The organism is Geothrix sp. 21YS21S-2, assembly GCF_030846775.1.
Classification (GTDB): Bacteria; Acidobacteriota; Holophagae; order Holophagales; family Holophagaceae; genus Mesoterricola.
The window spans coordinates 1,752,617-1,774,361 of record NZ_CP132910.1 but is presented as its reverse complement, the minus strand read 5'-3'; the positions used below and the strand labels follow the sequence as shown (position 1 = coordinate 1,774,361).

At 68.9% G+C, this 21,745-nt stretch carries 14 protein-coding genes and 1 riboswitch; of the genes, 5 read left to right on the top strand and 9 right to left on the bottom strand.

The features are described from left to right. Nucleotides 1-68 precede the first annotated feature (68 nt). Genes RAH40_RS08010 through secD form a run of 3 tightly spaced genes read right to left on the bottom strand, consistent with a single transcriptional unit; the run spans nucleotide 69 to nucleotide 5,224 of the window. Nucleotides 69-644: a hypothetical protein gene (locus RAH40_RS08010; protein WP_306601567.1), complete on the bottom strand. Its 576-nt coding sequence runs from the start codon at nucleotides 642-644 to the stop codon at nucleotides 69-71. Beyond that, on the bottom strand, nucleotides 641-2,401 hold the full coding sequence (locus tag RAH40_RS08005; RefSeq protein ID WP_306601565.1) for a cation:proton antiporter: 1,761 nt from the start codon (nucleotides 2,399-2,401) through the stop codon (nucleotides 641-643). The genes RAH40_RS08010 and RAH40_RS08005 overlap by 4 nt, the downstream gene beginning before the upstream one ends. Nucleotides 2,402-2,461: 60 nt before the next feature. Further along, nucleotides 2,462-5,224, bottom strand: a complete 2,763-nt coding sequence (gene secD, locus RAH40_RS08000; protein WP_306602291.1) for a protein translocase subunit SecD — start codon at nucleotides 5,222-5,224, stop codon at nucleotides 2,462-2,464. A 709-nt stretch (nucleotides 5,225-5,933) separates the two neighbouring features. Here secD and RAH40_RS07995 point away from each other — a divergent pair. Beyond that, nucleotides 5,934-6,608 (top strand): RadC family protein, encoded by a 675-nt coding sequence (locus tag RAH40_RS07995; protein WP_306601564.1) that lies wholly within the window; start codon nucleotides 5,934-5,936, stop codon nucleotides 6,606-6,608. 18 nt (nucleotides 6,609-6,626) lie between these two features. On the opposite strand, the gene gndA is transcribed toward RAH40_RS07995, so the two are convergent. From gndA to RAH40_RS07975, 4 genes are read right to left on the bottom strand one after another with little or no spacing between them, the layout of a single operon-like run. Further along, entirely contained in the window at nucleotides 6,627-8,015 is a 1,389-nt protein-coding gene (gndA, locus tag RAH40_RS07990; protein ID WP_306601563.1) for an NADP-dependent phosphogluconate dehydrogenase, read from the bottom strand. Then, nucleotides 8,008-8,664 carry a 6-phosphogluconolactonase gene (locus RAH40_RS07985; RefSeq protein WP_306601562.1) on the bottom strand — a complete coding sequence of 219 codons (657 nt, stop codon included), beginning with the start codon at nucleotides 8,662-8,664 and terminating at the stop codon, nucleotides 8,008-8,010. Before RAH40_RS07985 ends, gndA begins: the two co-directional genes overlap by 8 nt. After that, complete coding sequence (zwf, locus tag RAH40_RS07980; protein ID WP_306601561.1) at nucleotides 8,657-10,096, bottom strand: glucose-6-phosphate dehydrogenase; 1,440 nt, start codon at nucleotides 10,094-10,096, stop codon at nucleotides 8,657-8,659. Before zwf ends, RAH40_RS07985 begins: the two co-directional genes overlap by 8 nt. A 10-nt stretch (nucleotides 10,097-10,106) precedes the next feature. After that, nucleotides 10,107-11,924, bottom strand: a complete 1,818-nt coding sequence (locus RAH40_RS07975; protein WP_306601560.1) for an ABC transporter ATP-binding protein — start codon at nucleotides 11,922-11,924, stop codon at nucleotides 10,107-10,109. Nucleotides 11,925-12,032: 108 nt separating this feature from the next. On the opposite strand from RAH40_RS07975, the gene RAH40_RS07970 reads away from it, so the two are divergent. Next, nucleotides 12,033-12,560 carry an adenine phosphoribosyltransferase gene (locus tag RAH40_RS07970; protein ID WP_306601559.1) on the top strand — a complete coding sequence of 176 codons (528 nt, stop codon included), beginning with the start codon at nucleotides 12,033-12,035 and terminating at the stop codon, nucleotides 12,558-12,560. A gap of 20 nt (nucleotides 12,561-12,580) precedes the next feature. On the opposite strand, the gene RAH40_RS07965 is transcribed toward RAH40_RS07970, so the two are convergent. Next, entirely contained in the window at nucleotides 12,581-13,753 is a 1,173-nt protein-coding gene (locus RAH40_RS07965) for an ISL3 family transposase (protein WP_306601558.1), read from the bottom strand. A gap of 1,075 nt (nucleotides 13,754-14,828) precedes the next feature. Here RAH40_RS07965 and ltrA point away from each other — a divergent pair. After that, nucleotides 14,829-16,148, top strand: coding sequence for a group II intron reverse transcriptase/maturase (ltrA, locus tag RAH40_RS07960; RefSeq protein WP_306597942.1), 1,320 nt, complete (start codon nucleotides 14,829-14,831; stop codon nucleotides 16,146-16,148). A gap of 96 nt (nucleotides 16,149-16,244) precedes the next feature. On the opposite strand, the gene RAH40_RS07955 is transcribed toward ltrA, so the two are convergent. Then, entirely contained in the window at nucleotides 16,245-18,779 is a 2,535-nt protein-coding gene (locus RAH40_RS07955; protein ID WP_306601557.1) for an RNA helicase, read from the bottom strand. A gap of 155 nt (nucleotides 18,780-18,934) precedes the next feature. Then, nucleotides 18,935-19,040: riboswitch (SAM riboswitch) on the top strand. A gap of 77 nt (nucleotides 19,041-19,117) precedes the next feature. Between RAH40_RS07955 and RAH40_RS07950 the strand changes: the two genes are divergently transcribed. Further along, a complete protein-coding gene (locus RAH40_RS07950) occupies nucleotides 19,118-20,383 on the top strand; it encodes a PLP-dependent aspartate aminotransferase family protein (protein ID WP_306601556.1) in 1,266 nt (421 codons plus the stop codon). Nucleotides 20,384-20,587: 204 nt separating this feature from the next. Beyond that, nucleotides 20,588-21,745 (top strand): efflux RND transporter periplasmic adaptor subunit, encoded by a 1,158-nt coding sequence (locus RAH40_RS07945; protein WP_306601555.1) that lies wholly within the window; start codon nucleotides 20,588-20,590, stop codon nucleotides 21,743-21,745.

Here is a 21,745-nt window from a genome sequence, read left to right as displayed (position 1 = left end):
GGCGGGAACCTGCAGGGCACCGCCCCCGGACGGAGCCTCTGACGCGGGTGGCGCCTGCCGACGGCGGATCAGGGCCTGACCGATTCGGCGGCCGCCTGGAAGCCCTGGAGGAGTTCCGTCCGGATGGCAGCATGGAAGCGCTGCCTGGCGAGGGGACCCGCTTCCTCCCCGAGGTCCGCCACGAACAGGTCGGCGCAGGTACGGGCCACGGCCTGGAAGGCCCGGGCCAGGAGATCCTCGGCCATGGCGTCCGGAAAGGCGGTGCGGACCCCAAGCACGGAAGCCTTGAAGGCAGTTTCCATGGCCCGCCAAGGGCGAAGGACCGGGCGGGGCCCAGGGCCCGGCACCAGGGCCCTGAAGGCGCAAAGCCCCGCCTGGGCTTGAATCAGCTGGCTCCATGCCCCGGCTTCCGCTTCCACCACCGTCAGACCCTCCGTGGAAAAGGGCGCCGGGTGCGGCGTCAATCCGAGATGCCCGGCCAGGCTCCCCGCCGCGTCCAGAGCCTGCAGGGCGGCCGCGCGCTGGCGAGGGTCTTCAAGGCGGACGTAGAGTTCGCCCAGGAAGGCGCTCGCCGCCGCTCCCTCTGAAAGCCAGGGAAGCACCTGCCCGCGGAGGTGTCCCCTCGCCTCGGCCCCGGCCGTCATGAGACCTCCGGGGGGACCGGAGGGGGTTCATCCCGCGGGAGCTCCCTGCGCTCCAGGAGCCGGCCCGTGCGGCGGAAGAAGACCCCCGCGAGCAGGATCAGCCCCATCGGCACTGCGGTAAGCACCAGGGCGACCGGCAGGAAGGGCTGGAGGACGGCAAGGAGGGGCAGCCCCACCAGGCAGCCGATGGCAAGTTCAAGGATGAACCGGATCGCGTCGCCAACACCCTTCCCGCTTGGTCTCCCGGTCCGCTCCAGGCCCTCGGCCAGGGCCCTGGCCAGCGTGCGGGTCTGCTGGACCATCCCCGCCAGGAGGGCTGCCCCGATCCCGGCCGCCCCGGCCCAGGCCAGGGCCTTGGCGAAGCCACCGCCGGCCCCGGAGGTGGACAGTGCCGGGCTGCGCCCCAGGAAGGTCCCCAGGACCACCAGCGCCGCCGTCAGGAGGGCGAACAGGAGGAGGAGCCCAAAGGGCCGCCGGAGGCGGCTTCCGGCGGATCGGCTGAAGGGCGCTTCCCGCAGATGGCCCATGGCGGTCCGGTGATGTAGGAGGAAATGCCTCAAGTGGCTGGGCAGGGCCCGCTCGATGCGGTCGGCCAGGGTCTCCGAATGTCCGATCAGCAGGGGGGTGGTGAGCGTCGTCCAGGCGCAGGTGGCCACCAGGACCGGGAACAGGGCCGGTCCAACGACCCCCAGGCTCTGGCCCAGGGCGGCGATGATGAAGCTGAATTCGCCGATCTGCGCGAGGCTGGCGCCGGTGCGCAGGGAGGTCCGCAGGCTGTTCCCGCCCAGCAGGGCCCCGGCCGACGCCGAAGCGAACTTGCCCACGAGGACCAGGAGGCCGAACAGGACCAGAGCCTTCCAATTGGGCATCAACTGGCCGGGATCGAGCGACATGCCGATGGACACGAAGAACACGGCCACGAACAGGTCCCGCAGGGGCGCCAGCAGGGCCTCGACCTTGTGCGACAGCCCGGATTCCGCCACCACCATTCCGCCCAGGAAGGCCCCCAGCGCAACGGAGTAGCCGGCCTTGGCGGCCAGGAGCGAAAAGCTGAAGCACAGGCCGGCCACGGCGATGAGAAGGGTTTCATCATGGCCCAGCGCGGCCACCCGGCGCACCCATCGTGGAAGCAGCCAGAGGCCAAGAGCCAGGACGACCGCAAGGAAGGCCGCCAGCCTCGCCGCGGTCAGCCCCAGGGCGGCGACGTTGAACCCCGCCCCCGAAGCCACCGCGCCCAGGAGGGCCAGAAGCAGGATGGCAAGCAGGTCCTCCACGATCAGCGCAGAAATCACCAGCTCGGACAACGGCCCCTTGATCCCCAGTTCCTCGAAGGCCCGGGCGATGATCATGGTGGAGCTGATGGCCAGGGCGGCTCCCGCGAACAGGCTCTCCACGGCGCTGAAGCCCACCATCCGGCCCGCAAGGTAGCCCATCCAGATCATGAAACCCGCCTGGGTGACGGCCACCAGGGCCGCGGCGGGTCCGGCCCGGGCCACCTTGGCCAGGCTGAACTCGAGCCCGAGGGTGAACATCAGGAGAATGACCCCAAGCTCGGACAGGGTGTGCACGTTGCCCGGGTCGGCCACCATGGGGATGGGGACATGGGGCCCGATGATGAGTCCGGCGATCAGGTAGCCGAGGACCGTTGGCAGCCGGAAGGTGCGGCAGGCGATGGTGGTCAGCGCCGACACGCCGAGGACCTTGGCAAGGTCGGCCAGGATGGCGGGTGAACTGGTCGGGGCGAGGGCGATGAGCACGGGATCCTCCGGAGGGAAGTTCCGGGCGGCGCCGGGCGAAGGCCGGCGCCGCCCGGCGGTTCAGGACGCCGCGAGCCTGTCCTGGCTCGGGACGAAGCGCTGCCACCAGGCCACCACGGGACTGGCGATGTAGATGGAACTGTAGGTTCCTGTCAGCACCCCCACGACCAGCGGGAAGGCCAGGTCGCGCAGGGCCGGACCGCCCCAGAGCCAGAGGCAGACGCTGACGAACAGGACCGAAAGGGAGGTCAGCACGGTCCGGCTCAGGGTCTGGTTGATGGAATCGTTGATGATCCGGGTGAACGGCGCGTGCCGGTATTCGGGCTTGTGGGTGTTCTCCCGGATCCGGTCGAACACGACGATCGTGTCGGCCATGGAATAGCCCATCAGGGTCAGGAAGCTGGCCACCACCGGGACATTGAACTCGTACCCCAGCACCGCGAACAGGGCCAGCGCCATGAGCATGTCGTGCACCAGCGCGATGATGCCGCCCACCGCGAAGGCCGTGGTGAAGCGGAACACCACGTACAGCAGGATTGCGGCCATGGCCCAGGCCACGGCAGCCAGGGTCTTGCGGGTCCACTCGCCGGAGATGGAGGCGGAAAAACTCTCGTCCTTGAGGATCCCGATCTTCCCGGGCCGGTATTCCCGTTCGACCAGGTCCCTGACGGCCGAGGGGAGCTCCGCCGGAAGCTCCGCGAAGCCGCGGTACAGCCCCGCCGGCAGCTTTTCCCGCCGGCCCGTGACCTGCCCCGCGAAACCCTCGTAGGCGGTCCTGACGGCCTGTTCGTCCCCCTTCAGGCCCAGGGGATTGGCGACGGCAAGACGGTCGGCGAGGGCATTGGAACCCTCCAGGTTCAGGGCCGGGAGCGCCGCCTCGTCCCCGTCCATGGCCTTCAGGACGGCCTTGACCCGGTCGGACTGATGGGCGGCGTCACCCTGCTTCTGGGGCTTCACTTTGATCGAAAACTCCCGGATGCCCGGTTCGCCGTGCTCATAGGCGACCACCGTGGCCCCCGGGAACCCCCCCTTTTCCAGGGCCGTGCGCACGTCCTCGGCCTCCACGGGGGCCAGGAACCGCACGGTCATTTCCGTACCCCCCACGAACTGCATGCCCAGCTGGATATGCTCATTGCCCGCCGTGCGCCAGGGCTTCACCACCAGGGTGCAGGCGAGGATGATGCCCCAGGACAGGGCCAAGGCCACCTTCCTGTATTTCATGAAGTCGATGGCGACGCCCTTGAACAGGTCATGCACGCCGATGCTGAGGGTGGCTGCCCTGGGGTTCCTCTCCAGCAGCCAGTCGTAGATGAAGCGGCTGATGTAGATGCTGGTGAACAGGGAGGCCGCCACGCCTACGGTCAGGGAGACCGCGAAGCCCTTCACCGGCCCCGTCCCGAAGATGAACAGCAGCAGCGCCGCGAACAGCTGGGTCACGTGGCTGTCCACGATGGTCCAGAACACCCGGTCGAAGCCGGCGCGGATGGCCTCCGGCACGGCCCTGCCCAGGGCCATCTCCTCCTTGATGCGCTCGAAGATCAGGATGTTGGCGTCCACCGCCATGCCCACCGTCAACGCGAAACCCGCGATCCCGGGCAGGGTCAGGGTGGCCCTGAAGCTGCCCAGCAGCCCGAGCATGACGATGACGTTCACCGCCAGGGCGATCACGGCGTTCACGCCCGACCAGCGGTACCAGAAGACCATGAAGGCCACGATCACGCCGAATCCCAGGGCCGACGACCCCAGGCCCAGCCGGATGGAGTCCTTGCCAAGGCTCGGGCCCACGACCCGCTCCTCGAGGATCTTCATGCTGGCGCGCAGGGCCCCGGACCGCAGCTTCAGGGCCAGGTCCTCCGCCTCCTCCGCCGAGAACTGGCCGGAGATCCGCACCGAGCCGCCCAGGATCTTCTCCCGTGCCGACAGTACGCTGACGACCTTGCGATCCAGGACAAAGGCGAACAGCCTGCCTTCCTCCGCCGCCAGGCCCGTGACGCGGGCATTGGCCTCCGCCCCGGCCTGGTTGAGGCTGAACTGCACTTCATGGAGGCCCATCTCGCTGGTGGCCTGGCGGGCGTCCGTTATGGCCGCCCCGTCGAACTGGGTCCGCTGTTCCAGCAGGATCCACCTTCGGACGGCCCCGGGGCCGGGATCCCTGGCGCTCTGGGAACCCTTCGCGGGACGTTCCGGCTCCGGCTCAGGACACAGGTCCAGGCCGGGGGGCAGTTCGCCGCCGAAGTGGGCCAAGGCTTCCTCCTTCGTGGGGAAGTACGGGCGGTCCGCCTTGGCCAGCATCCGCAACTCCAGGCGGCCCGGGGTGGACAGGAGCCGCTTGATGCGGTCCCGGTCCCCCTCCTCGACCCCGGGAAGCTCCACGATGATCCGGTTGCCTTCGGCCCCGCCCCGGGTGATCTCGGGTTCCACCACGCCGAACTGGTTCACCCGGGTCTCGATGATCTGCAGGGCCCGGTCGTTGGCGGCCTTCTTGAGGGCGCGCTGATGGTCGGGCTTCTGGACCAGGACGATATGCCCAGCCTTGTCCTGGGAGGCATAGCCTGGGGCCTTGGCCAGGACCCGGGAGGCCGCCGGCTGGGAGACGCCCCGGACGTGAAGGGCGCCTTCCTCCAGGGACACGACCGCACCGGGGTGTCCCTTCTCGACGAACTGGTCCTGCAGGAGGGCGCGCGTCTCCTCGAGGTCCATGGCCAGGGCCTCCTGCCCCTGGACTTCGAGCTCATAGTGGACACCTCCCTTCAAGTCCAGACCAAGCCGGACCTTGGAAAAGGGAATGAAAAAATATGCACAGACCAGACAGATGCCAAGCACCCCGGCCGCGCGCAAAAGCGAGCGTCTTCTCACGGCAAACTCCGCCAAATGGGGATGGAACAGGCGCCGGGCTCCGCCCGGCGCATGGAGCTTCAGGCGTTCGCCATTCCGCTCGGCGGACCGTTTTGGCCGCCCTGTTCAGGCTCGAGTCCCTGGTGGACCGTCCATTGGGGACGAGGCTGGTCCATGGGGCCCGGATCCCCGCTGGAGCACGGTTCAATCGGGAAGATCGAGGGCAGGAACGCCGAGCCCTGCCGCCCCTTCGGAGGAGCGCCGTCCCCGTCCGTGGCCCGCTTCTTCTGCAGGGCGAGGTTGCTTCGGCCGGACGAGGCTCCGAAGGGGGCCTTGGCCGAGGCTCGCTCGCCGGGGGGTTCCACCAGGATCGAATGCGGATGGGATGCCCAGCCGTGGATGGCGGTTGGGGCGCCGGAGGGCCAGCTTCCGGCCGTCGGTGTTGAACCGACGCCGAGCATGCTGGCAACCAAGGCCAGCAGCAGCCACAAACTGCCCCAGTGCGCCATCACCCTTCGGATACCCCCTTTTGCATTCTAGCGGGCGGATGGGTGGAACCCAAATCAGGCATCCCTTCGGCCGGCCCCGTCGGCCACGCCGCCATCGGTTGGGGCCCCCGATGCCGGCATCTAACGGGAATGCCCCGGTGGCCAAGGGGTCTTCCCGTGGCCGGGCACGATGCAGCGTGGTGGTTTTCATGAAATTACATGACCTTTCGCAGGACCAGCGGCCCCGCGAACGGCTTTTCGCCGGGTTTGGCGAGCATTTGAGTGATGCCGAGGTGCTGGCCCTGATCTGGGGATCCGGCCTGAAGGGCCGGAGCGCCGTTGAACTGGGCCAGGCCATGCTCACCACGTGCGGGGGGCTGCACGGCTTCCTCGGTCTCGGGCTTGCGGATTGGGACCGGTTCCCCGGGATCGGGCCCGCCAGGGCCGGTCAGTTATGGGCAAGCCTGGAGCTGGCGCGGCGGGCCCGCCGGAGGCAGGACCCGCCTCGCCTCAATTCGCCCAGGGCAGCGGGGGATTATCTGCTGCCGCGCAGCCAGGGCTGGACGGAGGAACGGTTCGGCCTGCTGGCTCTCAACGGCAGGGGCGCGCTGATCGCGGACCGGATCCTCAGCCACGGCCTGAGCAATGCCACCCTGATTTCCCCGCGCGAGTTCTACCGGGAAGCCCTTCGCTTCGGAGCCGTGTCCGCCATCGGGTACCACAACCACCCGAGCAACGACGTGAACCCGAGCAGCGAGGACCGGATGCTCACCCGCCGCCTGCGGGAAGCCGGCAGAACGCTGGGCGTCCCCCTTTCCGACCATCTGATCCTGGGGATCGACACCTTCTTCAGCTTCCGGACGGCGGAAGGGTGGGGCGCCTAGCCCGGGCGGGATTCCCCGTCACGTCCACTGCGTGTGCACGGCCACCCCCGGCCGGTCGAAGCGCTCGTAGGTGTGCGCCCCGAAGAAGTCCCTCTGCGCCTGGATCATCGACGCGGTGCCGCGCCCCTCCCGCAGGGTGTCGAACCAGGCCAGGGAGGCCGACAGGCCCGGAATGGGCAGGCCCGCGAGCACCCCCGCCGACACCACCCGGCGCCACGCGGGTTCCCGCCGGCGCAGCTCCCCGGCGAAGAAGGGGGCGAAGGCCAGCAGGTCCGGGACGGGGGGCTTCAGGAACGCCTCGCGCACGTCCTCCAGGAACCGGGCGCGGATGATGCAGCCGGCGGTCCAGATGCGGGCCATTTCGGAAAGCTCGGTGCCGTAGCCGCGGCTCGCGCTGGCGGCGCGCAGGAGGTCGAAGCCCTGGGCGTAGCTGGCGATCTTGGAGGCGTAGAGGGCGTCCCGCAGGTCGTCCAGGGAGATCCCGGGCAGGGCTGCGGCCTCGGCGGGGAAGAGGCCGGCCGCGGCCAGGCGGCGCGGGCGGGCGGAGCTGAGGCTCCGGGCCTCCACGGCGGCGGCGATGGTGGGGATGGGGACGCCCGCTTCGGCGGCGGCCAGCACCGTCCAGGCGCCGGTGCCCTTCTGGCCGGCCTGGTCGAGGATGGCGTCCACCAGGAAGCCGGAGCTCTGGGGGTCGGGGGTGCGCAGGATGCGGGCGGTGATCTCCACCAGGTAGCTGTCCAGCTCCCCGCGGTTCCAGTCCTCGAAGACCTGCGCGGCGCCGGGCGCGGTCAGGCCCAGGCCCCGGCGCAGGAGGAAGGCGGTCTCGGCGATGAGCTGCATGTCGCCGTACTCGATGCCGTTGTGGACCATCTTGACGAAGTGGCCCGCGGAGCCCGCGCCGCAGTACGCCACGCAGGGGCCGGAGGCGGAGCGGGCGGCCATGGCCTCCAGGTAGGGGCGAAGGGTCTCGAAGGCCGCATGGTCCCCGCCGGGCATGATGGCCGGGCCCTTCAGGGCGCCCTCCTCGCCGCCGGAGACGCCCATGCCCATGAAGGACCAGGCCCGTTCCGCTCCGATGCGCCGGTCGGTGTCGGTGAAGTGGCTGTTGCCGGCGTCCGCAAGCACGTCGCCGGCCTCCAGCAGGGGGTCCAGCTGGGCGATGACGGCGTCCACGGCGGGGCCGGCGTTCACCATGAGGAGGATCCTCCTGGGGCGCTCCAGGGAGGCCACGAAGGCCTCCGGCGTCTCCGCCACCGCGATGCCGGCCTCGGGGTGGTCCGCGGCCAGCTTCCGGCCCGCTTCGGGGTTGCGGTCGTAGCCGGCCACCGCGTAGCCGCGGCCGGCGAGGTTCCGGGCGAGGTTGGCGCCCATGACGCCCAGTCCGATGACGCCGATTTCGCTATTCATGGGTAACTCCTTGCAGATCGGTGACCACCGTCAGGCCCCGGAAGCCGCTGGCGGGCAGGGCGGGGTCCCCCTGGAGCAGCCTGCGCAGGGCCGGCGCCTTGGCGGCGCCCGACGCCATCAGGATGGCGACGGGGACGGCGGCCAGCAGGTCCCGGCCCAGGGTCATGCGGCCGGGGGGCGGCTTGGGGCTCGCGTCCACGGCGTGGACCCGGTCCGGGGGCCAGGGGCGGCCGGGAAAGAGGGACGCCGAATGGCCGTCCTCCCCCAGGCCCAGGAGCAGCACGTCCAGGCCCCCCCCGAAGTCCGCGTCCAGGGCCGCCTCCACCCGGCGGCAGGCCCCGGGCGCGGTCTCCCCGTCCAGGAACAGGGGCAGTTCCGCGGCCGGCGGATCGGCGGGGTCCAGGAAGCCCAGCCGGTAGGCCTCGCCCCGGTTGGAGTCCGGGTCGGAAAAGGGCACCCGCCGCTCGTCCACCCAGGTCAGGCGCACCTGGCGCCACCGGGGCCCCAGGGCCGCGCGGGCCAGCCCCAGCACCGCCGCGGCGCTGCCGCCCGAGACCCCCAGGCGCGGCCGGGGCAGGGCCTCCAGGGCCTCGCGCAGGAGGGCGGCGGCCTCCGGCAGGGGCGTTCCGGTGCGGACCACGTCAACCATGGGACCAGCCCCCTTCGCAGCCGTGGAAGAGCCGGTCCGCCTCGGCCGGCCCCCAGGTGCCCGCGGGATACTCCAGCAACGGCTGGGCCCGGATGGTGTCCACGGCGCTCCAGGCGGCCTCCACCTCGTCGTTGCGCAGGAAGAGGGAGGGATCGCCGTTGATGGCGTCCAGGAGCAGGCGCTCGTAGGCCGGGGCGGTCTGCCCCCCGAACCGGTCGTGGTAATCGAAGGCCAGTTCCGCCGGCGTCATGACCATGCCGGGGCCGGGCACCTTCACGCCGAAGCCCAGGGCCATGGCCTCCCGGGGCTGCACGCTGAGCGTGAGGTGGTTGGGACGCAGCTGGCAGGCCATGCCCTCCACCGCGGGGGCCCCGGCGAAGGCGTCGAAGAGCTGGATGGGGGGCACCCTGAACTGCACCTTCACCTCAGTGAAGCGCTTGGGCATGCGCTTGCCGTGGCGCAGGAGGAACGGCACGCCTCCCCAGCGCCAGTTCGCCACTTCCGCGCGCAGGGCCACGAAGGTCTCGGCCTGCGAATCCGGCCCGACCCCCTCCTCCTGGAGGTAGCCCGGGACGGGGCGGCCGTCCGACTCGCCCGCGGTGTAGCGCGCCCTCACGGCTGGGTCGCCGTCGGGGAAGCGCAGGGCCTTGAGGGCGGCCACCTTCTGGTCCCGCAGGGTCTCGGGGTCCAGGGACGAGGGGGGCTCCATGGCGATCAGGGCGAGGATCTGGAGCATGTGGTTCTGCACCATGTCGCGCAGGGCGCCCACCGAGTCGTAGTAGCCGGCCCGGCCCTTCTCCACCCCCAGCTCCTCGGCCACCGTGATCTGCACCAGCTCGATGTGGCGGCGGTTCCACAGGGGCTCGAAGATCGCGTTGTTGAAGCGGAAGGCGAAGAGGTTCTGGACGGTTTCCTTGCCCAGGTAATGATCGATCCGGTAGATCTGCCCCTCCCGGGCCACCCGGTGGAGGGTCCCGTTCAGGGCCCGGGCCGAGGCGAGGTCGTGGCCGAAGGGCTTCTCGACGATCACCCGCCGCCAGGGATCGCCCTCGAGGAGGCCGGTCCGGCCCAGGTTCTCCAGCACCGGCACGAAGAGGTCCGGCTTCAGGGAGAGGTAGAAGATCCGGCCCGCCGGGGCGCCCCCGGCGAGTTCGGCCAGGCGCCTTTCGAGGGGCTGGAGGTCGGCCTCCGCGTCCCCCTGCACGTAGTGGACCCTTTCCGCGAAGGCGTCGAGGGCCGTCTGCTCACCGGGCGCGAGCCGCTCCCGGAGGGTGGCCCGGAACTCGCCGTCGGTGTAGGGCCTGCGGGCCGTGCCCACAAGCTGCAGGTTCGCGGCGCCCTTGGCCGCCAGGGCCAGGAGCGCCGGCACCAGTTTCCGCACCGCCAGGTCTCCGCTGGCCCCGAAGATGACGATCTGGACGAGCTGCTTCATGGCTTCGCTCCTAGGCCGGCACGGTGCCCTGCACCGTGAAGTCCTCACCCGGGTTGATGAACTTGTCCAGCTCGCTGCTCTGCTGGCGGTCGTGGAGCTGGCGGTAGCGCCCGCCCAGGGCCAGGAGCTCGTCGTGGCGGCCGCGCTCCACGATCTCGCCCCCCTCCACCACGAGGATCTGGTCGGCGGTCTCGATGGTGCTCAGGCGGTGGGCGATGACGAAGGTGGTGCGGCCCGTGCGCAGCCGGCGCAGGCCGTCGCGGATCATGGCCTCGCTCTCGCTGTCCAGGCTCGAGGTGGCCTCGTCCAGGATGAGGATCCGCGGGTCGGCCAGGATGGCCCGGGCGATGGCGACCCGCTGGCGCTGGCCGCCGGAGAGCTTGACGCCGCGCTCGCCGACGATGGTGTCGTAGCCTGCCTCGAAGCGCTCCACAAACTCGTCCACGTGGGCGATGGCGCCCACCGCCTCGATCTCCGCGCGCGATGCCCCCGGCTTGGCGAAGCCGATGTTGTCGGCCACGGTGCCGTCGAAGAGGAAGTTGTCCTGCATCACGACGCCCAGCTTCGAGCGGTAGTCCCGCAGGCGCACCGACATGACGTCCCGGCCGTCCACCAGGACCCGGCCCCGCTGGGGGTGGTTGAAGGCCATGAGGAGCCCGATGATGGTGCTCTTGCCCGAGCCGCTGGAACCCACCAGGGCCACGGTGGAGCCCGCGGGCACCTGGAAGGAGATGCCGCGCAGCACGGGGGTGTCCTTCTCGTACTCGAACCAGACGTCGTCCAGCTCCACCCGGCCCTCCATGGCGGGCAGGGGCGCCCGGGCCAGGTCCTCCTGGTCCTCGGTGGGCATGTCGAGGGTCTCCCGGATGCGGTCCAGGCCCGCGAAGGCCTCGCTCACCTGGGTGCCGATGTTGGCGATCTGCACGACGGGCGCGGCCAGCAGCCCCACGAAGAAGGTGTACATGATCAGGTCGCCCAGGGTCATGCGCCCCGCGAAGATCGCGTTGCCGCCCACCACCATGATGAGCACGCCCACCACCCCGATGATGGCCGTGGAGAAGGCCGAGATCGCGCTCATGCCGGTGATGGTGCCCGCCACGTTCCGGAAGAGCTTCTCGGCGCCCTCCGCGAAGATCCGCGACTCCCGGTCCTCGGCCACGTAGATCTTGAGGATCCGCACGCCGCCCACGGACTCGCCCAGCCGCCCCGTGATGTCGGCGGTGAGCTCGCTGCGCTTGCGGAATAGCGGCCTGAGGTGGTTGAAGGCCAGGGCCATGGCGCCCCCGAAGACCGCCAGGAACACCAGGGTGGCCAGGGTGAGCTTCCAGTTCAGCCAGAACAGGACCCCCAGGGCCAGCACGGCCGTGAGCAGGCCCCCCGCCAGCTGGATGAGGCCCGTGCCCACCAGGTTGCGGATGCCCTCGGCGTCGTTCATGACCCGGGCGATGACGATGCCGCTCTTGGTGGTGTCGAAGTAGCGGATGGGAAGGCGCAGGATGTGGTCCTGAACCCGCTGGCGCATGTCCATGATGGCGCGCTGGGCGGCCACGGACACCACCTGGGAGTTGGCGTAGCCCGCCACCGCCTGCACCAGGGTGGCCGCGCCCGCCGCCAGGGCCAGGGGCAGGAGGAGGTGGCTGTTGTGCTTGCCGATCACTTCGTCGATCAGGTACTTGGTGCTCGCCGGAAGGACCAGGCCCGCGAGCCGGCTGACGACCATCAGGGCCAGGCCGATGGCCAGGGACTTCCGGTGGTGGTAGAGCAGCTCCCGCGCTTCCCTCCAGGCCCTGCGGGTGTTGATCTTGGTGGGGGTCTTCGGGTTCGCCATTCGGTTCTTTCAAGGAAGGTCACATTCCATGTAACCACGAACCAGAAGAGGGGGGAGGCGGAAGGAATTATGGATACCATGGTCGTTTCGCCTTCCCCGGGATCCCCCATGACCCTCAAGTCCCTCATCCGCACCATTCCCGACTACCCCAAGCCGGGGATCCAGTTCCGGGACGTCACGACCCTGATGAAGAACCCCGAGGGGTTCGGCCGCGCCATCGACCTCCTTGCGGAGCGGTACCGGGAGCAGGCCGTCCACCTCGTGGCGGGCATCGAGTCCCGGGGCTTCATCGTCGGCGCCGCCCTGGCCCACCACCTGGGCGCGGGCTTCGTGCCCATCCGCAAGAAGGGCAAGCTCCCCGGGCCCGTGATCCACGAGGACTACGCCCTGGAATACGGCACCGACCGCATCGAGATCCACGAGGACGCCATCGTCCCCGGGGAGCGGGTCCTGCTGGTGGACGACCTCATCGCCACGGGCGGCACCGCCGAGGCCGCCCTGAAGCTGATCGAAAGGCTGGGCGGGGTCGTCGTGGAGACCGCGTTCCTGGTGGATCTGCCCGACCTCGGAGGCCGCCGGCGCCTGGAGGCCATGGGCCACAAGGTCTTCACGCTTACGGAGTTCGAAGGGGACTGAAACAGGGATTTTTGGGTTCTTCACGGATTTCCGGGGAAGGCCGCACGGATCTTGAGGAAGAAGTAGGCCTCATCCCGGTACCCATAGGCGATCCGCTTCAGGACCTTGATCTTGTTGTTGATCTCCTCCAGGATGCTGGTGTTCAGGTGCCACCGGCAGTGCGAGAGGATGTCCTCGATCCGCTTGGCCAGGTTTTTCGCAAAACGTACCAAAGGCGGCAGGCCGCTTGAGGTGGCCATGGCCAGCCAGTTCTCCCAGGCCTTCCGGGCCCAGCCCTCTCGCTTAAAGCCCCACAGGGCCTTAAGGGCGTCCTTCATGACGTAGGCCGTCATGAGGGCTTGGTTCGCCTCCAGGAGCGCGTTGAGCCTGGTCTTGCTCTCCCGGTTGGGCAGGTTCTCCCAGTTGCCCAGCAGGAGCCACTTGGCCCCCTTGATGAGTTCCCGGGCGGCCTTGTCGTCCCGGCACCGATTGGCCTCGTTGACCCGGATTCGGTCGAGCACCTGCTTTCCGAAATTGGCCAGGACATGGAACTGGTCCAGGACGATCTCGGCATTGGGGCAGTGTTGGCGGACTTCCGCTTCGAAAGTGGGGGACATGTCCATGGCCACCGCCGCGATCTTGCGGCACCGCCGCTTGCCGAGCCATTCGAAGAAGGGCCTGATATCCGCCTTGCCCCGGCCTTTGCCCACCCAAAGCACTTGGCGGGTTTCGGTATCGGCGAACACCGTGGCGTAGCTCTGCCCCTTATGGAGGGCGAACTCGTCCATCATGAGCAGCCGGACCTTGCCTGGTCTGGCTGGCTCCAGCGTGCGCTCCAGATAGGCCTTGTCGATGTCCTTCACTGTGCCCCAGTGGAGGCCATAATGCTCGGCAGCCCGCTTGATGGGCATGACCTTGCACATGCGGGCCACACTCTCGGCCATGCGGTTGGTGACCCGTGCATAGGGTTCCAGCCAGTCCAGGGCCTCCAGCTTGGGTCCGCAGGCAGGGCAGGCCACCCGGGCACGCCAGACCACCAACACGGTATCCGCGTCGAACACGGGCAGGTCCCGGATCTCTCGCTGGGACCAGTCGTGCACCGCTGAAACCTTGCGCTGGCAGCCGCTGCAGGTCCGAGGGTGGACACCGAAGCCGAGCAACTCGATCCAGACCTGGGCGCGGGTACCCTTCTCCCCCGGTTCGAACCTTTCCACGGTTCCGACGCGATGCCCTTTCCATCCGCCCAAACGGGCAATAAGCTCCTTGGTAGGCAGCAGCGGCCTCCTCTCATCCTGGTTTCTCGACAACTCCAAGATGCCTGAAGTCCACTGCTGCCGACCTGTTACCCGATGAATCCGGCAATCTCGATCGAAGGGCCTATCGCCGAGGCGCCGAGGAGCCGAGGATCGCCGAGGAATAAAAAGAAGATCTTTTCTCGGCGAACCTCGGCCCCTCGGCGCCTCGGCGATAAGCTTTTCGTTTCAACTTACCTGGATGACGGGCTCAGAACGGCCCCTATCGACCGGACCCGGCCTCCTCGTCAGCACCAAGCTAAAGTGAGTGTGGGTCGGCGCCACCCCTCAAATCCGTGAAGAACCGATTTTTTCCTTCATCGCTTTTCCATCCCCGTCCCTCCCCGTTCATTCCCGGCGAATTAAACGCTTAAATTGCCGGGGATGGACGGGGAGTGCGCCAGGCCAAGCCTGGGCGAGGAGGATGGATGACCTAAGACAGACTGAAACCTCGCAATGGAGCCCAGCGGGGAGGCAGCAAGCCCCGCCCGGCAAAGCTGGCCAGCAGCCGGAACCGAGTCTTGCGTGGGGAAGGGCGACCGACCTCGTGAAGCGTAGACAGGGAGTGCATGGGCCGTGTGATGGAGCCCCGAAAGCATCCAACCGTGGGAGTCGACGCCGTTCTCCGATCGGAAGACAGCACCCGAAGGTCGCAAGGGCCTGACCGTAGGGTCCCACCGGGGTCATAGAGCAGGGCACGTGCACAGGGGTTCCCCAGGAACCTGGGAGATCCAGCCATCTCCGCCAACAACCCAGTGGTGAGGGAAGCCACGTAAAACGAACCCAGGCTCGCCGGGGGGTGCCGCCCCCGGCGGGAGCGAACAGCCGGCACAGGGCGGTACCGCAAACTGAAGGAAACGAAGGAGCGCGGGAGGGGTGGCCGGAAGTCGGAGCAGCTCATAGTAGCGATGATCGCGGGGAACCGGGCCGCCGGGACCCGCTGGAGCCAAGGAGCTGCCGGATCACGGAACCGTTGAAGGGAAAGATAATGGGTGCAATGACATCCAACAGCGTCTCCACGAAACAACAACGGATCGCAGAACTGGCCAGGATCCACCCGGAGGTGGCTTTCACCTCCTTGGCCTACCACATGGACCTGGACTGGATGAAGGAAGCCTTCGGGCGCACCCGCAAGGATGGGGCGACCGGGGTGGACGGCGTGACGGGCAAGGAATACGGGGAAAACCTGGAGTCCAACCTCCAGAGCCTCCTGAACCGGGCTAAGAACGGCGACACCTACAAGGCCCCTCCAGTCCGGAGAACCTACATCCCGAAAGGGGATGGCAGCCAACGCCCCCTGGGCATTCCCGCCTTCGAAGACAAGGTCCTGCAAAGGGCCGTGGTGATGGTGATGGAACCGCTCTATGAGCAGGACTTCCTGGACTGCTCCTACGGGTTCAGGCCCGGGCGCTCCGCGCACATGGCGCTGGAGGCGATTTGGCAGGGGTTGATGGACATGGGGGGAGGCTGGGTGCTTGACGTGGATATCCGTAAGTATTTCGATACTTTGGACCACGGGAAGCTGCGGGAAATCCTTGACCTGCGGATGAAGGACGGCGTTCTGAGGCGCCTGATCGGCAAATGGCTCAACGCGGGCGTGCTGGAGAAAGGATGCATCACGCACCCGGAAACCGGCTCGCCCCAGGGCGGGGTGGTCAGTCCGATGCTCGCCAACATCTACCTCCACGAGGTGCTGGACGTGTGGTTTGAAAGGGAGGTCAAGCCCCGACTCCGGGGTCGGGCCTTCCTGGTGCGCTACGCGGACGACTTCGTGATGGGCTTTGCCCAGGAGGAGGATGCCAAGCGGGTTATGGAAGTCCTGCCCAAGCGGTTCGAGCGGTATGGCCTGACGATCCACCCGGATAAGACCCGGCTGGTGGAGTTCTGGAAGCCGAGGGAGCCCAGGGACCCCAATGGGGGACCAGGCCACTTCGACTTCCTGGGATTCACCCACTACTGGGCCACGGCCAAGAACGGCCGGTGGGTGGTGAAGCGGAAGACCGCGAAGAGCCGGATGAGTCGGGCGCTCACGAAGATCGGGGAGTGGATGGCCAAACACCGCCACCTCCCGGTGCGCGAGCAATGGCGGACGATCAACCAGAAACTGGTCGGTCACTTCAGGTATTACGGGATCACGGGGAACTCCAGGGCCCTGGCGCACTTCCGCTATGAAGTTGGGCGAAGGTGGCGTGGATGGCTCAACCGGAGGTCCCAGCGGGCCCGCATGACCTGGGATCGCATGAACAAGCTTCTGGCTCGGTTCCCACTGGCCCCAGCCATCAGTTACGCATCGAAACTACGTCCTCAGCGACCGTGACGAGGAGCCGGATGCGGTAGTCCCGCACGTCCGGATCTGAGGGGGGCCGGGGGCGCAAGCTCCCCGGCCTACCCGACTGAAAAGCGATAAAAGAAACTATCTGTAGCTCCCTAGCCGCGCCAGGTTCATCACCGGCGCCCCGGCCTTGCGGGAGGCGTCCAGGTCCACCTGGAACTCGGCGACCCAGTCGTTGTCCCCGGCCTCGTCCACCAGCATCTGCTGGACCCGCCAGTCGGGGAGGACGTAGGTGTGGCGCAGGTTGCGGCCCTCGGAATCCAGGCGGGGGCCCTTGTGGTCCATGCGGTACGCTTCCGCCAGGGCCTTGAGGCGGTCGGGGGTCCACGCCTGGCCTTCGGCGTCGGCGGGCTCGCCGTACTCGGCCAGCAGGTTTGCCGCCTCCTCCCAGTCGCCCACCACCAGGCTCCTCATCCACGTGAAGATCCGGTTGCGCACGGCGGCGGTGAAGGCCTTGCGGTCCCTCGTGACGTCCAGGTCGGCCTCCTCGGCGCCGGGGGGGCGCAGCTCCGCGGCTTCCCCGGGGCGGTAGCTCCCGTCGCGCATCTTCTCCCACTCGTCCAGGAGGCTGGAGTCCACCTGGCGGAGCATGGCGCCCAGGTAGAGCTCCATCTCCCTCACTTCCTCGCTCTTGGCGGAATCGGGCACGGTCTGGGCCAGCACCTTGAACACGCTGTTCAGGTGGCGCAGGAGGAGGCCTTCCGAGCGCTGGATGTCGTACTCGCGCACGTAGTCGGAGAAGGAGCGGTAGTCCTCGAACATCTCCCGGGCGATGGACTTGGGGCGGATGTTCTCCTCGCCCACCCATGGGTGCTTGACGGCGAAGGCGTTGAAGGTGCCGTAGATGAAATCGCGCTGGGGCTTGGGGTACTCGAGCTTCTCCAGCTCGGCCATGCGCTCCTCGTACTCGATGCCGGCCATCTTCATCTCGGCCACGCGCCGGCCCTTGAGGCGGTCCAGCTGCTTGCGCAGGATGACCTCGGGGTTCTCCAGGATGGACTCCACCAGGGTGATGAGGTCCAGGGCGTACTCGGGGCTGTCCGGATCCAGGAGCGGGATCGTGTCGAGCAGGTAGAGGCTGAGGGTCTGGTTCATGGAGAAGTCGTCCTGCAGGTCCACGTTCACCCGCAGGTTGTGGCCCTCGCCCGTGAACTCCACGATCTTCCGGTCCAGCAGGGCGCGGAACAGCTGCCAGCCGCGCCTGAAATGGGCCGCCTTCGCGCGCTCGTTGTCGTGGCAGCCTCGGATGAGCCCGCGCATGGCGCCGCAGCCGTCCCCGCGGCGGCTCAGGACGTTGAGCAGCATGCCGTGGGTCACCTGGAACCGCGACACCAGGCGCTCCGGCTGGGCCGCCACGAGCCTCTCGAAGGTCTGCTTGTCCCAGTTCGTGAAGTTCCGCTCCGGTGGCAGGCGCCTGGTGTACTTCCGGCCGCCGGCGGCGGCCTTGGCGGCCAGCTTCATGTTCTCGATCCAGTGCTCGGGGGCCTGGGCCACCACCCAGCCCACGTCGTCGAAGCCCTTGCGCCCCGCCCGGCCCGAGATCTGGTGGAAGTCCCGCGCGCTCAGGATGCCCGTCTTCTGCCCGTCGTACTTGCACAGCTTGGTGAAGAGCACCGTGCGGATCGGCACGTTGATGCCGACCCCCAGGGTGTCCGTGCCGCAGATGACCTTCAGGAGGCCCTTCTGGGCCAGCTGCTCCACCAGGATGCGGTACTTGGGCAGGAGCCCCGCATGGTGCAGCCCGATGCCGTGGCGCAGCCAACGCTTGAGGTCCGGGCCGTAGGGGCTGTTGAACTTGAAGCCCTCCATCTCCTTCTGGATGGCGGCCTTCTCCTCCTTCGTGCAGAGGTTGATGCTGGTGAAGTCCTGGGCGCTGGTGGCCGCCTCCAGCTGGGTGAAGTGCACCAGGTAGATGGGCGCCTTGCCCTCCTCCACCAGGCGCTCCAGGGTGAGCGAGAGCGGGGATTCGGCGTAGGTGAAGCCCAGGGGCACCGGGCGGTCCGTGGATTTCACCGAGACCGTGGGGGTTCCCGTGAGCCGGGTCAGCTCCTCCTCGAAGAAGGCCGTGTCGCCCAGGGTGGCGGACATGAGCAGGAACCGGCACTGGGGCAGCGTGAGCAGCGGCACCTGCCACGCCACGCCCCGCTCCCGGTCGGCGTAGTAGTGGAACTCGTCCATGATCACGTCCCGCACGTCGGCGTCCGCGCCCTCGCGCAGGGCGATGTTGGCCAGGATCTCGGCGGTGCAGCAGAGGATCGGCGCGTCCCGGTTCACCGAGGCGTCGCCCGTGCTGAGCCCCACGTTCCCGGGCCCGAAGTCCCGGCACAGGGCCAGCCACTTCTCGTTGACCAGGGCCTTGATGGGGCAGGTGTAGATGGAGCGCCGCCCCTGGGCCAGGGCCTTGAAGTGCAGCGCCGCCGCCACCAGGGACTTGCCCGACCCCGTGGGCGTGTTGAGGATGACGTTCTTCCCCTCGAACAGTTCGAGGATGGCGGCCTCCTGGGCGGGGTAGAGGGTGAGGCGCCGGCCTTCCACGTACTCCAGGAACCGGCCGAGCAGTTCGTCGCTGCCGGCGCCGGCTGCCTGGGGGAGGAGGTCGTAGAGGGTCGTGTGCATGGGGATTCCGGGTGGGGGCGGTGGAGGGGGCCTTGTCCACCCTAGCCCATTTCCGGCTGGGCGGGTTCCGGTTCCGATCGGTTTTTTTTCGCCTTTGCGCGGAACCCGGCCCTGCGGCACTCTTGTTCTTTGCGGATCCTTGCCAGTTCCATAGCGCGATATCCAGAAAGGTGGAGGGACGGGCCCTGTGAAACCTTGGCAACCTGCTTCCGGGCAAGGTGCCAATTCCTGCCTGCGGCGCAAGCCGGGGGAAGATGGCGAGCTGCAGCGAGCTGACGAATCAGGGATTCCCCACGATCGGGCCGGAACGGCGGCGATCCTCCCACCCGGAGGACCCCATGAGCGACAACCACCTCGACAGCAACGTGCCCGGCAACCCGGCCTACCATTTCACGGTCGTGCCCCCGGGCACGGAGCCCGTGGCGGGCTGGGCCCGGAGGGCGGACCTCCTGGCCGGGGCCGGACCCGGCACCCAGTGCATCCACGCCGGCTCCCAGCCGGACCCCGCCTACGGGGCCGTGACGCCTCCCCTCTACCTCACCAGCACCTTCGCCTTCTCGGACATCGGCAGCAACGGCGGCTTCGACTACACCCGCAGCGGCAACCCCACCCGGGAGCGCCTGGAGACGGCCATCGCCACCCTGGAGGGGGGCTCGGGAGCCACCTGCACCAGCTCGGGCATGAGCGCGGTCCTCGTGGCCCTGAACCTCCTGGAGCACGGCAGCCACGTGCTCTGCACCGTGGACTGCTACGGCGGCACCTTCCGCACCCTGGAGCACGCCCGCAAGGTCTACGGCCTGGAGGTCACCTACCTGGACCTGGCCGACGCCGCGGCGGTGCGGGCGGCGCTGCGCCCCAACACCCGGATGATCTGGGTCGAGACCCCCTCCAACCCCCTCCTGCGCCTCTCGGACCTGGGCGCCCTGGCCGGAATCGCCGCGGGTGCGGGCGCGCTGCTGGTGGTGGACAACACCTTCCTCTCCCCCGTCCTCCAGCGGCCCTTCGACTTCGGGGCGGACCTGGTGGTGCACAGCACCACCAAGTACCTCAACGGCCACAGCGACGTGGTGGGCGGCGCCGTGGTGGCGGGCCCCGGCCGCGAGGCCCTGGCCCAGCGCATCGCCGCCATGAACAACCTCCTGGGCACCAGCCAGAGCCCCCACGACTGCTACCTGGTGCTGCGCGGCCTCAAGACCCTCCGGGTGCGCATGCTGGCCCACGAGGCGGGGGCCCTGGCCGTGGCCCAGGCGCTGGCCGCCCACCCCGCCGTGGCCTCCGTGAACTACCCCGGCCTGCCCACCCACCCCCAGCACGCCCTGGCCCGGGCCCAGCAGAAGGGCTTCGGCGCCATGCTCAGCTTCGAGCTGAAGGACGCCACCCCGGCCGCGGTGAACCGGGTCCTCCTGGCCCTGCACTGGTTCACCCTGGCCGAGAGCCTGGGCGGCGTGGAGAGCCTCGTGGCCCACCCCGCCAGCATGACCCACGCGTCCATGACCCCGGAGGCCCGCAGGAACGCCGGCATCGGCGACGGCCTCATCCGCCTCTCGGTGGGCATCGAGGATCCCGGGGACCTGGTGGAGGATCTCCGGCAGGCGCTTGGATAGACAAAGATAATTATAATAACTTTTAACCTCTTCTTCCGGTGGCAGGGCGCCTGCGCCGGGGAGGGGTGGCTAAAGTATTAAATAAATATTTTTTGGTGTGGCCAGAGTTGATTCAACATCCGTTGGATTGCGTTCCAAACGCTGGGGAATGTGTTGATTTAATGAACTCGCCATGGAAGGATCCTTCTACCCGAGGAGTGCCGGATGTCCAGGTCCACCGTTCTACGAGGAGCGGCCCTTTGCGGCCTTGCGCTGGTGCTGGCCGCCTTCCTGCCGCGCCTCCTCCTGGGACCGGCCCTCGAGGCGGTGCGGGTGGCGCGCCGCGACCTCGTGCGGACGCTGGTGCTCAACGGCCGGGTCCTGGCGCCCCGGCGCGTCTCCCTGGGGGCGCTGCAGGCCAGCGTCGTCTCCCGCAGGCTGGTGGAGGAGGGGGACCGGGTGGAGGCGGGGCAGGTGCTGGCGGAACTGGAGGACTCGGAGCAGCGGGCGGCGCTGGCCCAGGCCCAGGCGAGGCTGGACCAGCTCAAGGAGAGCGCGGCGCCCTCGGCCCGGGCGGCCCTGGACCAGGCCGACAGCGCCCTGGTGCAGGCGCGCCTGGCCTGGGAGCGGGGCCAGCGTCTGGCCCGGGACGGCATCCTCAGCGCCAGCCAGACCGATGAGCTCCGCAAGGCGTTCGAGACGGCCCTGGCGGGCCGGGAGGGGGCCCTGGCCCAGGCCCGCAGCGCCCAGGGCGGTGCCGACCTGCGCGCCGCGGTGGCCGCGGTGGACCTGGCCGGCGCCAAGCTGAGGCAGATGCGGGTCGCCGCCCCGGCCCGGGGCGTGGTGCTCACCCGCGCCGTGGAGGCGGGGGACCTGGTGCAGCCCGGCAAGGTGCTCTACACCCTGAGCCTCGACGAACCGCTCCAGCTCCTGGTGCAGCCCGACGAGAAGCACCTGGGCGCGCTCGCCCTGGGGCAGCAGGCCACGGCCAGCACCGACGCGCGGCCCCTGGAACGGTTCGGCGGGGAGGTCGCCTACATCGCCCCCGCCGTGGACGCCCAGCGCGGCACGGTCGATCTCAAGCTGAAGGTCCCCGCCCCGCCGGCCTTCCTCCGGCCGGACATGACCGTGTCCGTGGAGATCCGCCTGGGGCACCGCTCGGGAGCGGTGGTGCTGCCCCTGGCAGCGGTGCGCGACCTGCAGGTCGCGCCCTACGTTCTGGTGCGCCGCGGGGGGCGGGCCGAGAAGGTCCCGGTGGGGGTCGGCATGCGGGGGGAGACGGACGTGGAGATCCTGCAGGGGCTGAAGGAGGGGGAGGACGTCTTCCTCTCGCCCGCGGCCCGGCCCGGGGGGCGGTACCGCGCGGCCCTGCAGGCCCGCTGA

Excerpts from the sequence above, each read along its gene's own strand:
- RAH40_RS07985 (WP_306601562.1), bottom strand. The coding sequence starts at position 8,664 with ATGGTTGACGTGGTCCGCACCGGAACGCCCCTGCCGGAGGCCGCCGCC.
- RAH40_RS07950 (WP_306601556.1), top strand. The coding sequence starts at position 19,118 with ATGAGCGACAACCACCTCGACAGCAACGTGCCCGGCAACCCGGCCTAC.
- ltrA (WP_306597942.1), top strand. The coding sequence starts at position 14,829 with ATGACATCCAACAGCGTCTCCACGAAACAACAACGGATCGCAGAACTG.
- RAH40_RS08010 (WP_306601567.1), bottom strand. The coding sequence starts at position 644 with ATGACGGCCGGGGCCGAGGCGAGGGGACACCTCCGCGGGCAGGTGCTT.
- RAH40_RS07970 (WP_306601559.1), top strand. The coding sequence starts at position 12,033 with ATGACCCTCAAGTCCCTCATCCGCACCATTCCCGACTACCCCAAGCCG.
- RAH40_RS07995 (WP_306601564.1), top strand. The coding sequence starts at position 5,934 with ATGAAATTACATGACCTTTCGCAGGACCAGCGGCCCCGCGAACGGCTT.
- RAH40_RS07955 (WP_306601557.1), bottom strand. The coding sequence starts at position 18,779 with ATGCACACGACCCTCTACGACCTCCTCCCCCAGGCAGCCGGCGCCGGC.
- RAH40_RS07945 (WP_306601555.1), top strand. The coding sequence starts at position 20,588 with ATGTCCAGGTCCACCGTTCTACGAGGAGCGGCCCTTTGCGGCCTTGCG.
- gndA (WP_306601563.1), bottom strand. The coding sequence starts at position 8,015 with ATGAATAGCGAAATCGGCGTCATCGGACTGGGCGTCATGGGCGCCAAC.
- zwf (WP_306601561.1), bottom strand. The coding sequence starts at position 10,096 with ATGAAGCAGCTCGTCCAGATCGTCATCTTCGGGGCCAGCGGAGACCTG.
- RAH40_RS07975 (WP_306601560.1), bottom strand. The coding sequence starts at position 11,924 with ATGGCGAACCCGAAGACCCCCACCAAGATCAACACCCGCAGGGCCTGG.